The 15,666-nt window shown below is 56.9% G+C and carries 15 protein-coding genes; 5 read left to right on the forward strand and 10 right to left on the reverse strand.

Features of this window, described 5'->3' with window-relative positions:
• Nucleotides 1-58: 58 nt before the first annotated feature.
• Nucleotides 59-838, reverse strand: a complete 780-nt coding sequence (locus FHW04_RS10855) for a hypothetical protein (RefSeq protein ID WP_143811585.1) — start codon at nucleotides 836-838, stop codon at nucleotides 59-61.
• A 133-nt stretch (nucleotides 839-971) separates the two neighbouring features.
• Between FHW04_RS10855 and pyk the strand changes: the two genes are divergently transcribed.
• Nucleotides 972-2,453 (forward strand): pyruvate kinase, encoded by a 1,482-nt coding sequence (gene pyk / locus FHW04_RS10860; protein ID WP_089562029.1) that lies wholly within the window; start codon nucleotides 972-974, stop codon nucleotides 2,451-2,453.
• Nucleotides 2,454-2,539: 86 nt separating this feature from the next.
• The gene (locus FHW04_RS10865; RefSeq protein WP_089562028.1) at nucleotides 2,540-3,772 is read left to right on the forward strand and encodes an MFS transporter; all 1,233 of its coding nucleotides are present in this window, start codon (nucleotides 2,540-2,542) and stop codon (nucleotides 3,770-3,772) included.
• Nucleotides 3,773-4,103: 331 nt separating this feature from the next.
• Here FHW04_RS10865 and lpxM read toward each other — a convergent pair whose 3' ends face one another.
• The 3 genes from lpxM to znuA all read right to left on the reverse strand — a co-directional run bounded on the left by lpxM (nucleotide 4,104) and on the right by znuA (nucleotide 7,496).
• Complete coding sequence (lpxM, locus tag FHW04_RS10870) at nucleotides 4,104-5,078, reverse strand: lauroyl-Kdo(2)-lipid IV(A) myristoyltransferase (RefSeq protein WP_031377440.1); 975 nt, start codon at nucleotides 5,076-5,078, stop codon at nucleotides 4,104-4,106.
• A 125-nt stretch (nucleotides 5,079-5,203) separates the two neighbouring features.
• The gene (gene mepM, locus FHW04_RS10875) at nucleotides 5,204-6,535 is read right to left on the reverse strand and encodes a murein DD-endopeptidase MepM (RefSeq protein ID WP_089562027.1); all 1,332 of its coding nucleotides are present in this window, start codon (nucleotides 6,533-6,535) and stop codon (nucleotides 5,204-5,206) included.
• A gap of 13 nt (nucleotides 6,536-6,548) precedes the next feature.
• Nucleotides 6,549-7,496: a zinc ABC transporter substrate-binding protein ZnuA gene (gene znuA, locus FHW04_RS10880; protein ID WP_031377442.1), complete on the reverse strand. Its 948-nt coding sequence runs from the start codon at nucleotides 7,494-7,496 to the stop codon at nucleotides 6,549-6,551.
• A gap of 77 nt (nucleotides 7,497-7,573) precedes the next feature.
• On the opposite strand from znuA, the gene znuC reads away from it, so the two are divergent.
• Both znuC and znuB read left to right on the forward strand, forming a co-directional pair.
• Complete coding sequence (znuC, locus tag FHW04_RS10885) at nucleotides 7,574-8,329, forward strand: zinc ABC transporter ATP-binding protein ZnuC (protein ID WP_031377443.1); 756 nt, start codon at nucleotides 7,574-7,576, stop codon at nucleotides 8,327-8,329.
• Nucleotides 8,326-9,111, forward strand: coding sequence for a zinc ABC transporter permease subunit ZnuB (gene znuB, locus FHW04_RS10890; RefSeq protein WP_089562026.1), 786 nt, complete (start codon nucleotides 8,326-8,328; stop codon nucleotides 9,109-9,111). The genes znuC and znuB overlap by 4 nt, the downstream gene beginning before the upstream one ends.
• Here znuB and ruvB read toward each other — a convergent pair whose 3' ends face one another.
• The 6 genes from ruvB to aspS all read right to left on the reverse strand — a co-directional run bounded on the left by ruvB (nucleotide 9,112) and on the right by aspS (nucleotide 14,586).
• Complete coding sequence (ruvB, locus tag FHW04_RS10895; RefSeq protein ID WP_031377444.1) at nucleotides 9,112-10,116, reverse strand: Holliday junction branch migration DNA helicase RuvB; 1,005 nt, start codon at nucleotides 10,114-10,116, stop codon at nucleotides 9,112-9,114.
• Between the two features lie 8 nt (nucleotides 10,117-10,124).
• Nucleotides 10,125-10,739 (reverse strand): Holliday junction branch migration protein RuvA, encoded by a 615-nt coding sequence (gene ruvA / locus FHW04_RS10900; RefSeq protein ID WP_031377445.1) that lies wholly within the window; start codon nucleotides 10,737-10,739, stop codon nucleotides 10,125-10,127.
• A gap of 95 nt (nucleotides 10,740-10,834) precedes the next feature.
• Nucleotides 10,835-11,362: a crossover junction endodeoxyribonuclease RuvC gene (ruvC, locus tag FHW04_RS10905; RefSeq protein WP_031377446.1), complete on the reverse strand. Its 528-nt coding sequence runs from the start codon at nucleotides 11,360-11,362 to the stop codon at nucleotides 10,835-10,837.
• A gap of 37 nt (nucleotides 11,363-11,399) precedes the next feature.
• The gene (locus FHW04_RS10910) at nucleotides 11,400-12,143 is read right to left on the reverse strand and encodes a YebC/PmpR family DNA-binding transcriptional regulator (RefSeq protein ID WP_031377447.1); all 744 of its coding nucleotides are present in this window, start codon (nucleotides 12,141-12,143) and stop codon (nucleotides 11,400-11,402) included.
• Between the two features lie 233 nt (nucleotides 12,144-12,376).
• Complete coding sequence (gene nudB / locus FHW04_RS10915) at nucleotides 12,377-12,808, reverse strand: dihydroneopterin triphosphate diphosphatase (RefSeq protein ID WP_031377448.1); 432 nt, start codon at nucleotides 12,806-12,808, stop codon at nucleotides 12,377-12,379.
• Entirely contained in the window at nucleotides 12,808-14,586 is a 1,779-nt protein-coding gene (gene aspS, locus FHW04_RS10920; RefSeq protein WP_046288271.1) for an aspartate--tRNA ligase, read from the reverse strand. The genes nudB and aspS overlap by 1 nt, the downstream gene beginning before the upstream one ends.
• A 220-nt stretch (nucleotides 14,587-14,806) precedes the next feature.
• Between aspS and FHW04_RS10925 the strand changes: the two genes are divergently transcribed.
• Nucleotides 14,807-15,628 carry a DUF72 domain-containing protein gene (locus tag FHW04_RS10925; RefSeq protein WP_089562025.1) on the forward strand — a complete coding sequence of 274 codons (822 nt, stop codon included), beginning with the start codon at nucleotides 14,807-14,809 and terminating at the stop codon, nucleotides 15,626-15,628.
• Nucleotides 15,629-15,666: the final 38 nt, after the last annotated feature.

Consider the following 15,666-nt stretch of genomic DNA (forward strand, 5'->3'; position numbering starts at 1 on the left):
TCTGAATTTGCGGCGGGCTGGAGAAAGGGTAATTCTGAAAATGAAGGTTCCGACATTACTAAGTGAGCGTTGTATCTAATCCTGGGGGCAGGTCAATCATTGAGTCCCTCATAGCTGTCACCTCACCGCGGCTATGGGTATTCCAGTTGATTGACCCTGTGAACCGGTTGAGAGTCTTATGGGCGCTCACAATGTCAGCCTGAGATGCTGGCTTAAGGTTAACCATGTGTTCATTACGATAGGTGGCTGATAATGAGGACCATTCCAAGGCGGGAATATGAAGACCATTAGCCTCCGGTTCGTGCTGATGCACTGCTTTAACGTAGCCCTCAGGCGTCTCTACGGAATCACTGTTAGTAGCTCGTATGAGATACTCACTACCACAGACCTCTTTAAGCAGTCCTGATGCATCACCATGTACTCTGCTCTGAGCCGCCTCAATGACTCTCAGGGACTCCTGAAGGTGCCTATGCTGGTCAATGGTCAATCTACCAATCACTGATAACTCTTTAAGGTCTGCTTTAGCATCCTCTAAAACCGATACTGACAGACCATCCCAAAAGGACCCTACAGGCTCAGTAAGCAATCGCTCAGCCATATCCTTTAGGTGCGCTCTAAGCTCCTCCTGTGATGCTTCAATTTTATCTAACATAAAAGCCTTAGCTGTAGCTGCAAGTTCTCTCATACGTTCCATAGCTATTCTCCTGTCGGTTGTCTTCAGACTAATAGTGATGATTAAGGAGGTCTTACCGACTTCACGGAGTCGCATGGAGTATCTTCCTGACCTCTTGCGGCGCACTACCTGAGGAACTGCGAGCTGTGATAATGTGAGGGTCATCTTGTGTCACCCTTGTGTCATCTCATAGAGCCTCTACCTTAAGTGGTCATTACAGATAGGTAGACAGAGAGATGCATAGTTAGTCATTAGGATTCACATTTTTATTCACTTTAAGCACCCTATAAGGCCCATTATGAATAGTCATGCAATCCCTTCCATACTCACTAAGTCCACCTCTCGACGTCTCAGAAGAACCAAGATCGTAACAACCCTCGGCCCGGCTACCGATCGTGATAATAACCTCGAAAAAATCATCGCGGCCGGCGCAAACGTTGTGCGACTCAACTTCTCCCACGGCACGCCAGAAGATCACCAGATTCGTGCAGATAAAGTCCGTGAGATCGCGGCAAAACTGGGCCGCCATGTGGCGATCCTCGGCGACCTGCAGGGTCCAAAAATTCGCGTTTCTACCTTTAAAGAAGGCAAAGTTTTCCTCAATATCGGCGACCGCTTTCTGCTGGATGCCAGCCTCGGTAAAGGCGAAGGCGATAAAGAGCGCGTCGGTATCGACTATAAAGGCCTGCCGGCAGATGTGGTGCCGGGCGACATCCTGCTGCTGGATGATGGTCGCGTGCAGCTGAAAGTGCTGGAAGTTCAGGAGATGAAAGTGTTCACCGAAGTTACCGTCGGTGGCCCGCTGTCGAATAATAAAGGGATTAACAAGCTGGGCGGCGGCCTGTCGGCTGAAGCGCTGACGGAAAAAGACAAAGCGGACATTATCACCGCGGCGAAAATTAAGGTCGACTATCTGGCGGTCTCCTTCCCACGCTGTGGCGAAGACATGAACTATGCCCGCCGTCTGGCCCGTGAAGCGGGTTGCGATGCCAAACTGGTAGCGAAAGTTGAACGTGCCGAAGCGGTTGCCAGTCAGGAAGCGATGGATGACATTATTCTCGCCTCTGATGTGGTGATGGTAGCGCGTGGCGATCTCGGCGTAGAGATTGGCGATCCGGAACTGGTCGGCATTCAGAAAGCGTTAATTCGTCGCGCCCGCCAGCTCAACCGCACCATTATCACCGCCACCCAGATGATGGAATCGATGATTACCAACCCGATGCCGACCCGCGCGGAAGTTATGGACGTGGCGAACGCGGTGCTGGACGGGACCGATGCGGTAATGCTGTCGGCAGAAACCGCCGCCGGTCAGTATCCGGCAGAAACCGTCTCGGCGATGGCCAAAGTTTGCCTCGGCGCGGAGAAGATCCCCAGCGTTAACGTCTCTAAACACCGTCTGGACGTGCAGTTCGACAACGTCGAAGAGGCGATTGCGATGTCGTCGATGTATGCCGCTAACCACCTGCAGGGTGTAACCGCCATCATCACCATGACCGAATCAGGCCGCACCCCGCTGATGACCTCACGTATCACGTCGGGGCTGCCGATTTTTGCCATGTCGCGTCATGAGCGCACCCTCAACCTGACTGCGCTGTATCGCGGTGTGACGCCGGTGTTCTTTGACAGCAACAATGACGGCGTGGCCGCCGCACACGATGCGGTTAACCTGCTGCGCGATAAGGGTTTCCTGGTATCAGGTGACCTGGTTATCGTTACTCAGGGCGACGTAATGGGCGCCACCGGCACCACCAATACCACTCGCGTGCTGCGCGTGGATTAATTGCCCCCCGGGTTGACATTGCCGGTGTAGAATAAAAGACGCGACTGCCTGCCAGTCGCGTTTTTCTTTTCTGACAAGGAGGCCAGATGGCCCGTTTTCACCCCATCAGCCAGCTTACCGGCCGAATTTTGTTGTTTCCTCTGGCGTTAGTCCTGTTCGAATTCGCAACCTATATTGCCCACGACATGATCCAGCCCGGCATGCTGATCGTCACCACGGAATTTGACGTCGGCCCGGAGTGGGTATCGACCTCGCTGACCGCCTACCTGATTGGTGGCGTAGTGCTGCAGTGGTTGCTCGGTCCGCTCTCTGATAAGTTTGGCCGCCGGCCGGTGATGCTTTCCGGCATCCTGTTTTTTGCCGCCGCCTGCATTCTCACCCACTGGGTCAGCTCGATTGAGGAGTTTGTCAGCCTGCGCTTTGTGCAGGGCATCAGCCTGTGCTTTATCGGTGCGGTCGGCTATGCCGCGATTCAGGAGGCGTTTGATGAAGCGCTGGCGGTAAGGATGATGGCGCTGATGGCTAACGTTGCGCTGCTGGCCCCGCTGGCCGGTCCGCTGGCGGGCGCGGCGTGGCTGACCGTTGGCAGCTGGCGCAGTATGTTCTGGCTGTTCGCCGGCTGTAGCCTGCTGGCCTTTGTCGTGCTGTGGCGGGTGATGCCGGAAACTGCCGGCGATCGCAGTCATTCCATCGCCCTGCCGAATCTGGCGCGTAACTACCGGCGACTGATGAAAGATCGGCTGGTGATGTCTGGATCGTTCGCCATCGGGCTGGTGTTTATCCCGATCCTGACCTGGGTAGCGCTGTCGCCGGTGATCCTGATGCATGACGAAGGGCTGTCGCGCATGCAGTACGCGCTGCTGCAGCTGCCGGTATTCCTGGCGATGATTGCCGGTAATCTGACACTGAGTAAGCTGGCGGGACGGGTGCCGATTGAACAGCCGGTGAAGTTTGCTGCCTGGCCGATTCTGATCGGGTTGAGCCTGGCGCTGCTGGCCAGTTTGCTCAACAGTCACGGCTACCTGCTGATTACCGCCGGTCTCAGCCTGTACGCTTTTGGTGCGGGCATGGTGAATGCCGGACTCTACCGCCTGACGCTCTACGCCAGTGATGAAGGCAAAGGCAGCGTGGCGGCGATGCTGGGGATGATCAGCATTCTGACGCTGGCAATCGGCATTGAACTGGCGAAAAGCGGCTATTTCAGTGGTGGTACGTTGTGGTTCTGTCTGATCAACTTTATCAGCGGCGTGCTGTGGTTTGGTCTGGTGATAGTGTTTATGCGGGAACGCAAACGGCGCAGCAGGCTGGAAGCGTTATAACAAGGCCGCAACCACGGGTTTGCCTTACGCAGCCAGCAGAGAAACGCTAAGCGACCGGAGCAGACGCCCGGGAAGCATAGCGGGCGATGAACAACAATGCCGGGAGCGTTTTTGAACAATGCAAAGCGTGGGCCCGCTGCGGGCGCACCTCAGGGACCAGGTACGTCATTGCCCGCGCTGAGCCTGCCATGGCTGGCGGGTTTTGCGTCTTAGCGGGGCGTATACTCCCTGAGCCTGCTCTGTACGATCTGACCGTGTTCCCTGAGCATTCTCGATCTCACCGCTATCCACGCCAGACGTCACAAAAAAGGCCGCTTTCGCGGCCTTGTTGCTATTTGCGTGGGTAGAGCTCTTTACGTGAATAGGGCTCCATATCCCCATCTTTGCGCGTTTTCAGCAGTTTCAGGATCCAGGTGTACTGTTCCGGATGCGGGCGCACGAAAATTTCTACTTCTTCATTCATCCGGCGCGCCAGCTGATGGTCATCCGCGTCAAGCAGATCGTCCATTGGCGGCCGCACATAGATTTCCAGCTTATGCGTGTCGCTGTTATAGACCGGAAACAGCGGCACAACGCGGGCGCGGCACAGCTTCATCAAACGACCCAGCGCCGGCAGCGTCGCTTTATAAGTAGCGAAGAAGTCGACAAACTCGCTGTGCTCGGCACCATGATCCTGATCGGGCAGATAGTAGCCCCAGTAGCCCTGACGAATCGAGCTGATAAACGGTTTGATGCCGTCATTACGGGCGTGTAACCGGCCGCCATAACGGCGACGCGCGGTGTTCCAGGCATAGTCCAGCAGCGGATCGCTTTGGTTGTGAAACATCGCCGCCATCTTCTGTCCTTCCGACGCCAGCAGCATGGCGGGAATATCCACCGCCCAGCCGTGGGGCACCAGGAAAATGACATTCTGCTGCTCCGCCTGCATCTGGTCGATTATTTCACGACCGTGCCACTCTACACGCTGGCGAATTCGCGCCGGATCGCGCAGCACTAATTCGGTCATCATCGCCATCGCCTGCGGTGCCGTGGCAAACATCTCATCAACCAGCGTGGCACGCTGGGATTCACTCAGTTCCGGCAGGCAATAGTAAAGGTTAATCAGGGCGCGTCGACGGGCACCTTTCGCCAGTTTGCCGGCAAAGCGGCCTAACCGACCCAGCAGCGGATCGCGCACTTTCGGCGGTAACATCGCCATACCGGCCAGGCCACCAATCGCCAGCCAGCTTCCCCAGTATTTAGGTTTGAGAAATGAACGTTCAAAAACGGGAATAAATTCAGCGTTATTTTTTTTTCGGGTTTCCATGCACTCGCCTCAAACAATGACCGGCTAATGATAGTGACGACGGGCAAATTTGCAATCATCGTGCGCCAGATATAAAAAAACCGACGGGATTGCCGTCGGTTTCTGCGCGATTTGGCGAAATTCGCTTATTTCAGGCCCAGCTGAGGCAGCCAGGATTTCACCTGCGCCATATACTCGCTGCGTTCTTTGCCGGTCAGTCCTTCCATCCGCGGCAGCTTGGCCGTTAACGGGCTGACCGCCTGATTGTTGATCCAGATTTCAAAGTGCAGATGCGGCCCGGTTGAACGTCCGGTATTACCAGACAGCCCGATGCGGTCGCCACGCTTCACTTTCTGGCCCGGCTTCACCAGCACTTTTTTCATGTGCATGTAGCGCGTCATGTACTGACGTCCGTGACGGATCGCCACGTAGTTACCGGCCGCCCCGCCATTCTTCGCTACCACGATTTCACCGTCGCCCACCGCCAGTACCGGCGTGCCGATCGGCAGCGCAAAGTCGACGCCTTTATGCGGCGCAATGCGTCCGGTTACCGGGTTCAGACGGCGCGGATTGAAGTTAGAGGAGACGCGATACTGCTTCACCGTCGGGAAGCGCATAAAGCCGCGCGCCAGGCCGGAGCCGTTGCGATCGTAGAACTTACCGTCTTCGGCGCGGAAGGCGTAATAGTCTTTGCCGCCGCTGCGCAGGCGCACCCCGAGCAGCTGGCTCTGGGCACTTTTACCGTCGAGCATTTCACGCGACATTAAGACGCTGAACTGGTCGCCGGCCCGCAGCTTACGGAAATCCATCTGCCACTGTAGCGCCTTAATCACGCCGCTGGCTTCCGCACTGGTTAACCCGGCCCGCTGGGCGCTGGCGGCAAAACTGCCGCGCACTTCGCCCTGCAGAACGCTGTTACGCCATTCGCCCTTCTGCATCTCCGCTGCCATTTTAAAGCCACCTTTATCGGTGCGCTCATAGGTGCGGGTTTCGCGACGGGAAATCTCCCAGCTCAGGGTTTTCAGGCTGCCATCATCGGCCAGCGTCCAGCTCAGCTGCTGTCCGACCTGCAGGTTACGTAAATCCCGATCGCTGACCACCAGCGAATTGATGTCACTGATGTCGATGCCATACTGATTCAGCGCACTGCTCAGCGTATCACCAGAGGAGACGGTATATTCGTGGACGCCCGGCGTGTCAGGCACGCCAGTATCATCCTCATCTGCCGGCAGCTCTTCATCCGGTTCCGGTGTGCTCTGATCAATCGGCTCACTGGCTTCCGGCAGCAGGGTGCGGAGTTCATTTTTATCCAGCTCGATAGTTTTGACGATAGGCGTCACATCATCGGTGGGGTGGTAGACGTAAGGCCGCCAGACGGCGACGGCCAGAGTAATAACAGTTAACGATCCCAGCATAACGCGGTGGGGGCGCGGCAAATTATTAAATGCGAGGGCGACAGAGCGGGCTATCTGCTGCACTTTTACCTATTCCTCATGCTCCATTCAGGCAGCTTGCATACTGGCTCGACAGCTGTGAGAGGAATTTCACATAGCTATCTTTAGCTAAGCTGATGTCTGTTCCCAGCGGATCGAGCGTGCCTTTACGCACCTGCGTTCCGCGGGCGACAGCATCGATGACTGCTGGCCTGAATTGTGGCTCAGCAAAGACGCATACCGCCTTCTGCTCAACCAACTGTGTTCGTATCTGGTGTAAACGCTGGGCGCCCGGCTGAATCTCAGGGTTGACGGTAAAATGCCCGGTGGGCGAGAGACCGTAGTGTTTTTCAAAGTACGTGTAAGCGTCGTGAAAAACGAAATATCCTTGATTTCTGACCGGTGCGAGTTGTGCGTTAACGCGTTTGTCCGTGTCCGCCAAAGTTACCTCAAACTGCTGGAGGTTGGCGTCAAGTTTGGCTTTATCTTGCGGCATAAGTTCCAATAATTTTTCATGGATTGCAACCGCGGTTTTGCGTGCGATCTCCGGCGACATCCACAGGTGCATATTAAACTCGCCGTGATGATGATGATGGGCATCGGCGTCCGGCTGTTCGGATTTTTCCGCTGTGTGTTCATCTTCATCTTCACCACCGCTAATCAATAGCGGTTTCACCCCATTGATATCGACGATTGCCAGATTTTTTTTCGCCGGCAGCTCAGCCGCAGACTTCGCCATAAAGGCTTCCATTTCAGGCCCGACCCATACCACTAAGTCCGCGTTTTTTAAGCGTTTTGCATCGGATGGACGCAGGGCGTAATCGTGCTCTGAGGCGCCGTCTGGCAACAGCACATCAACCGGCGTCACCCCATCGGCAATCGCTGCCGCGATAAAACCCACCGGCTTGAGTGAAGCGACCACATTTGCCTGCGCAGAAAAGGTTAAAGAAGCTGTAACGGAGAAAGCAGTTAAGGCGAAAAGTGCGCCCTTTTTAATATGTAACATTATGCGTCATTCCATCGTGACCTGGGTGTGGGATGTGATATTATAACATTCGAAATTCTGTGCAACCTGTAAATACTATGACCTCACTTGTTACACTCGAAAACGTTTCGATCAAATTTGACCAGCGCAACGTGCTGTCTGGCGTCAGTCTGGCGCTGCAGCCGGGGCGCATTCTGACGTTGCTGGGACCAAACGGTGCGGGTAAGTCGACCCTGGTGCGTGTGGTGCTGGGTCTGCTCGCGCCGACCAGCGGCACGCTCAGGCGTGATCCGGCCCTGCGTATTGGCTATGTGCCGCAGAAACTGCACATCGACCCGACGCTGCCGGTCACGGTGGAACGCTTTATGCGCCTGTCGCGTGGCAGTAAAAGCGCAGAGATCCTGCCAGCCCTGAAACGTGTTCAGGCCGGTCACCTGCTCAATGCGCCACTGCAAAAACTCTCCGGTGGTGAAACCCAGCGGGTGTTACTGGCGCGCGCCCTGCTCAACCAGCCCCAGTTACTGGTGCTCGACGAGCCGACTCAGGGGGTTGACGTCAATGGCCAGGTGGCGCTGTACGATCTCATCGACCAGCTGCGTCATGAACTGAACTGTGGCGTGTTGATGGTCTCCCACGATCTGCACCTGGTGATGGCCAAAACCGATGAGGTGCTATGCCTTAATCACCACATCTGCTGCTCCGGGACCCCGGAAGCGGTATCGCAACATCCCGAGTTTATCGCGATGTTCGGTCCGCGCGGCGCACAACAACTGGCCATTTATCGTCATCATCATAATCACCGTCACGACCTGCAGGGACGAATCGTTTTACGCAAAGGACAGGGTTCATCATGATTGAGTTGTTATTACCGGGCTGGCTAGGCGGCGTGATGTTAGCGCTGGCTGCGGGCCCGCTGGGGTCGTTTGTCGTCTGGCGCAAAATGTCCTACTTCGGCGATACGCTGGCCCATGCCTCGCTGCTCGGCGTCGCGTTTGGCCTGCTGTTCAACGTTAATCCTTATTATGCCGTGATCCTGGTGACGGTCTGTCTGGCTCTCGGGCTGGTATGGCTGGAACGACGTCCGCATCTGGCGATCGATACCCTGCTCGGCATCATGGCGCACAGCGCGCTGTCGCTGGGTCTGGTGGTGGTCAGCCTGATGAAGAACGTGCGCGTCGACCTGATGGCCTATCTGTTTGGTGATTTGCTGGCGGTGACGCCGGACGATCTGTGGATGATGGGCGGCGGCGTGGTGGTGGTGTTACTGGTGATGGCGTGGCAGTGGCGTTCGCTGCTGTCGATGACCATTAGCCCGGAACTGGCGCAGGTGGATGGCGTCAATATTCAGCGAACCCGCCTGATTCTGATGCTGGTGACCGCGCTGACTATCGGGGTGGCAATGAAGTTTGTCGGCGCGTTGATTATTACCTCGCTGCTGATCATCCCGGCCGCCACCGCCCGACGTTTTGTCCGTTCACCCGAGGGAATGGCTGGCGTGGCGGTGATTATCGGCGTGCTGGCTGTTACCGGCGGCCTGACCTTCTCCGCCTTCTACGACACGCCCGCCGGTCCGTCGGTGGTACTGAGCGCCGCGATCCTGTTTATTATCAGCATGGCGCGCAAACCGGCGGTCTGATCAGACCTCGCGGGTAATGCCAAAATGACGATAAGCATGCTGCGTGGCCATCCGGCCGCGCGGTGTGCGCTGAATGAATCCCTGCTGGATCAAAAACGGCTCGATCACATCTTCAATCGTTTCACGCTCTTCGCCAATCGCGGCAGCCAGGTTATCCAGTCCGACGGGTCCGCCCATGAACTTATCGATAATCGCCAGCAGCAGCTTGCGGTCCATATAATCGAACCCTTCGCTGTCGACGTTCAGCATATCGAGTGCGCTGGAGGAAACCTCGCCGCTCAGCTCACCGTTAGCCCGCACTTCGGCAAAATCCCGCACCCGGCGCAGCAGACGGTTGGCGATACGCGGCGTACCGCGTGCGCGACGGGCGATCTCTAACGCGCCCTCGTCGCTCAGCGCCAGCCCCAGACAGGCGGCACTGCGGCCAACAATGTGCTGCAGATCTTTCACCTGATAGAACTCCAGCCGCTGCACAATGCCGAAGCGATCGCGTAACGGCGAAGTGAGTGAACCGGCGCGGGTGGTGGCACCAATCAGGGTAAACGGCGGCAGATCGAGCTTAATTGAACGGGCAGCCGGACCTTCACCAATCATGATATCCAGCTGATAATCTTCCATCGCCGGGTAGAGAACTTCCTCTACCACCGGCGACAGGCGGTGAATTTCATCGATAAACAGGACGTCATGCGGTTCAAGGTTGGTCAGCATCGCCGCCAGGTCACCGGCTTTCTCCAGCACCGGGCCAGAGGTGGTGCGCAGATTAACCCCCATTTCATTGGCGACGATGTTCGCCAGGGTGGTTTTGCCAAGCCCCGGCGGACCAAAAATCAGCAGATGATCGAGTGCATCGCCGCGCAGCTGCGCTGCCTTGATGAAAATCTCCATCTGCTCACGCACCTGCGGCTGGCCGACATACTCGGTCAGCATTTTCGGGCGAATGGCGCGATCGAGACTCTCTTCTTCGTTAACGCTTACAGCAGAGACCAGGCGGTCGGCTTCTATCATGACTTACCTCAAATGGCGGCGCGTAGCGCTTCGCGGATCAGCGTTTCGCAATCCGCATCCGGTCGACCGACTTTACTGATCATACGACTGGCTTCCTGCGGTTTATAACCCAGCGACACCAGCGCTGCAACCGCTTCGGCTTCGGCATCGTTGGTTTCCGGTTCGGCATTCGGCGTGGTAAGCGTAAAGGCGGAATCGCCGCCAAACAGATCGCCGTGCATCCCCTTGAAGCGGTCCTTCATCTCGACCACCAGACGCTCAGCGGTCTTCTTGCCTACGCCCGGCAGTTTCACCAGCGAGGCAATCTCCTCTTTCTCGACCGCAGTAACGAACTGCTGCGCCGACATGCCAGAGAGGATCGCTAACGCCAGTTTCGGGCCGACGCCATTCACCTTAATCAACTCACGAAACAGCGCACGTTCCTGCTTGCTGTTGAAGCCGAACAGCAGCTGCGCATCTTCGCGCACCACGAAGTGGGTAAAAATCACCGCTTCGTGATTCAGTTCAGGCAGTTCATAAAAACAGGTCATTGGCATATGGACTTCATACCCTACGCCGTGTGCCTCAAGCAGCACCAGCGGCGGCTGCTTTTCCAGAATATTGCCCCGTAAACGACCTATCACCTGAATGCTTCCTTAACCAACCAATGTGGCGGATTTTATAACATAAAAAAGGCTGGATGAATATCCAGCCTGTGCGTGTGCCGGCAACCGCGCGGCTAACCTGAACGTAAACGCCCGCGGGTCAGCACCAGCTTGCTGTCGCTCATCCGTGCGGCATTCTGCGACACGTGGCAATGAGTAATGGCGATTGCCAGCGCATCGGCAGCATCGGCCTGCGGGTTGGCGGGCAGCTTCAGCAGGGTGCGCACCATGTGCTGCACCTGGCTTTTTTCGGCGCTGCCAATCCCGACTACCGTCTGTTTAACCTGACGCGCGGCGTACTCAAACACCGGCAGATCGTGATTGACCGCGGCGACAATGGCCGCGCCACGTGCCTGGCCCAGTTTCAGCGCAGAATCCGCGTTCTTCGCCATGAACACCTGTTCGATGGCGAAGTAATCGGGCGAAAACTGGGTGATGATCTCGCAGACGCCCGCATAAATTAACTTCAGACGGGCGGGCAACTCAGTGGTATTAGTGCGGATACAGCCGCTGCCCAGATAGGTGAGCTGGCGGCCGGTCTGACGAATGACACCATAACCGGTGATGCGCGAACCGGGATCGATACCCAGAATAATCGACATTAAGCCTCCCCGGTTAAGGAGGTGCGGGTCAGCGCCATTACAGCGTTTCCGCCACCTCGTCGGAGATCTCACCGTTGTGATAAACCTCCTGCACATCGTCGCAATCTTCCAGCATGTCGATCAGACGCAGCAGTTTCGGTGCCGTTTCCGCATCCATTTCCGCTTTAGTAGACGGGATCATCGACACTTCAGCGGTATCCGCTTTCAGGCCGACCGCTTCCAGCGCATCACGCACCGCGCCCATCTCTTCCCAGGCGGTGAAAACGTCAATCGCGCCATCGTCGTAGCTGACCACATCTTCAGCTCCGGCTTCCAGCGCAGCTTCCATCACCGCATCTTCATCCTGACCCGGCGCATAGGAGATCACCCCTTTTTTGCTGAACAGGTAGGCAACAGAGCCGTCAGTACCGAGGTTTCCGCCGGTTTTGGTGAAGGCGTGACGCACTTCGCCCACGGTACGGTTGCGGTTGTCGCTCAGGCACTCGATCATGATGGCAGAGCCGCCCGGACCGTAGCCTTCATAGATGATGGTTTCCATGTTGGCGTTGTCATCACCGCCGACGCCGCGCGCGATGGCGCGATCCATGGTTTCACGCGTCATGTTGTTGGAGAGCGCTTTGTCCATTGCGGCACGCAGGCGTGGGTTCGAGCCCGGATCGCCGCCGCCCAGTTTGGCCGCCGTCACCAGTTCACGAATGATCTTGGTGAAAATTTTGCCCCGCTTCGCGTCCTGTGCCGCTTTACGGTGCTTGGTATTTGCCCACTTACTATGTCCTGCCATGTTACTTTTTCTCCGAACTTAGCATGGTGCAGGCTATCCTGCCGCCGGGATTGTCCCGCTGGCCGGCTCGCAACTCACGTACACAGTACGCTGGCTACGTCGCGCTGGCGGTGAACAACCTCACGGCACCGGGTACGCCTGACTGTTCAATACGTTGGTGTAGTCCTGTTAAAACTCACCAGATTCATAAATTTAATCGATTCGCCGCCGGAAAAATGCGCGGCAGCAGCGATTCAGGTAAATTCTTCAATCGCCTGGCGATTACTCCAGGACTTGGTGAGCGCAGCCGCTTCTGCCGGTGCCAGCCAGCGAAACGCCAGATGCTCGGTCAGTGCAATTGCCCGCTCTGCTGGCAACCGCAGCCGGAACCAGTGTTCGTGATTATGGGTGACACCGGGTGCGTAGCGATGGCGATAGTGCGGAAAGATTTCAAAGTCGATCTGACGCTGACAATCTTCCACCTCCAGCCGTTCCGCCAGCACGTCAATGCCCAACTCCTCGCCCACTTCACGCCGGGCAGCGGCCAGCGGCGTTTCATCCGCCTCCAGGCTGCCGGTTACCGACTGCCAGAAGGCCGGATCGTCCTGCCGCTGCAGCATTAACACCCGGCCAGTGTCGCGCGCCACAATGACCACCAGCACTGAAACCGGATGTTTATAGCCCATTATTTAGTCTCAGGCTTTTCTTTTTTTACCACCTGAATGCCCAGCTCCAGCAGCGAGGCGGGATTCGCTTCGCTTGGGGCTTCGGTCATCAGGCAGGCCGCAGCGGTGGTTTTCGGGAACGCAATCACGTCACGAATGTTATCGGTACCGGTCAGCAGCATGGTCAGACGATCCAGACCAAATGCCAGGCCCGCGTGCGGCGGCGTACCGAACTTCAGCGCATCCAGCAGGAAGCCAAACTTCTCGCGCTGCTCATGCTCTTCAATACCCAGAATGCTGAACACCGTCTGCTGCATTTTGCCGTTATGGATACGCACCGAGCCGCCGCCGACTTCATAGCCGTTGATCACCATGTCATAGGCGTTAGCCACTGCACGGGTCGGATCGGCGGCCAGCTCATCGGCGCTCATCTCTTTCGGCGCGGTGAACGGATGGTGCATCGCCGCCAGGCCGCCCTCTTCGTCCTCTTCAAACATCGGGAAGTCGATCACCCACAGCGGAGCCCAGGCTTTCTCATCGGTGATGCTCAGATCGCGGCCCACTTTGAGACGCAGTGCACCCAGCGCATCGGCCACCACTTTGGCGCGATCGGCACCAAAGAAGATGATGTCGCCATCCTGCGCGCCGGTGCGGCTCAGAATGCCTTCGACGATCTCTGCGTTGAGGAACTTCGCGACCGGACTCTGCACCCCCTCCAGTCCATCAGCACGCACGTTGACTTTCATCCACGCCAGACCTTTGGCGCCATAAATCTCAACGAATTTGCCGTATTCATCAATCTGCTTACGGCTCAGCTGCGCGCCAGCTGGCACACGCAGTGCCGCCACGCGGCCTTTGGCATCGTTCGCCGGACCCGCGAAGACCTGGAATTCGACATTTTTCAGCAGGTCGCCAACGTCCACCAGCTCCATCGGGTTACGCAGGTCGGGCTTATCGGAGCCGTACCGGTGCATCGCTTCGGCAAAGGTCATCTGCGGGAACTCACCGAGATCCACACCCTGTACCGCCTGCCACAGATTACGGATTAAACGCTCCATCACCTCACGCACCTGCGGCGCGGTCATGAAGGAGGTTTCAACGTCGATCTGGGTAAATTCCGGCTGACGGTCGGCGCGCAAATCTTCGTCACGGAAGCATTTAACAATCTGGTAGTAGCGATCGAAGCCCGACATCATCAGCAGCTGTTTGAACAGCTGTGGCGACTGGGGCAGCGCATAGAACTTGCCTTTATGAACCCGGCTTGGCACCAGATAGTCGCGCGCGCCTTCCGGCGTGGCTTTGGTCAGCATCGGGGTTTCGATATCGAGGAAGCCTTCATCGTCCATAAAACGGCGCACGAAGCTGGTGATTTTCGCGCGGGTTTTCAGGCGGGTCACCATCTCAGGACGACGCAGGTCCAGATAGCGGTACTTCAGGCGCGCTTCTTCGCTGTTGTTCTGGTTAGCATCCAGCGGCAGCGGCTCAGAACGGTTGATGATGTTCAGCGCATGGGCAAACACTTCGACTTCGCCGGTCGCCATTTCGCTGTTTTTATTCTTATCGTCACGGGCACGCACGGTACCGGTAATCTGGATACAGAATTCGTTACGCAGTTCAGAAGCCAGCTTAAACGCGTCCTGACGATCGGGATCAAAAAATACCTGCACGATGCCTTCACGGTCGCGCATATCGATAAAAATCAGGCTTCCCAGATCGCGACGGCGGTTTACCCAGCCGCAAAGAGTGACTTGCTGACCCACATGAGACAGATTGAGCTGTCCGCAATATTCTGTACGCATAACACTATCCTTTTAACTTCGCCGCTGCAGCTGACAGCATCCGGCCGCGTAACCTGATGCGATGCTGTCGCAAAAATGGCGGTCATTATAATGGAAAAAGGCAAACAGGATAAGTAGAGCCGCGCCAAAGCGGCGATTTCATCCGCAGCGGGCCTGTTTGCACCGGGGCGTGACCTTAGAGGATAATCGCAAATCTTAACTCAGAGCCAGGAGAGAGGGTGTGACACTTCGTATTGGCCTGCCCCAGTGGCAGCATTCGCACTGGAAACGCTGGGGCATTGAGAGCCTCGCGGATTATGCCCGCTATTTTCACTGTGTCGAAGGCAATACCACGCTGTACGCGCTGCCGACAGCCGATACCGTGCTGCGCTGGCGTGAGATGACCCACGACGACTTTCGCTTCTGCTTTAAGTTTCCCAATACCATCAGCCATCAGGCGGCGCTGCAACACAGCGACGATCTGCTGACCGACTTTCTGCGCCTGATGGAGCCGCTGGCCGATCGTATCGGTCAGTACTGGCTGCAACTGCCCGCCACCTTTTCGCCAGCGCAGCTTAACGATCTCTGGCGCTTTCTGGACAGCCTGCCCGCGCGTTTTCAATACGGAGTCGAAGTGCGTCACGCGGCGTTCTTTGCCAAAGGTGAAGCCGAGCGGGCGCTGAATCGCGGTCTGCTGGCGCGCGGCATTAACCGGGTGGTGCTGGACAGCCGCCCGGTCCACGCCTCAACCTCGCAAAACCCGGCGGCGCTGGCGGCGCGCGCGCAGAAGCCCCGCGTGCCGCCGCATGCTGTACGCACCGGCTCGCAGCCGATGGTGCGGTTTATCGGCAGCGACAGCGTCGAAGAGAGCGTGCCGCTGTTTCAGATCTGGCGGCCAAAGTTAACCGAATGGCTGCAACAGGGCGACGCGATGCTGTTTCTGCACACCCCGGATATGGGCCAGGTATTTCCACTGGTGCAGGCGTTATGGCCGCAGTTGCAACAGATTGATCCGCGGATTGGCAGCGGTCCCGACTGGCCGCAACAGGATTCACTGTTTTAATCAGTGGACAGGACAGCGCCCTCCGCGCTGGTTAGAAT

The organism is Pantoea sp. AN62 (genome assembly GCF_050432985.1).
Lineage (GTDB): Bacteria > Pseudomonadota > Gammaproteobacteria > Enterobacterales > Enterobacteriaceae > Pantoea > Pantoea brenneri.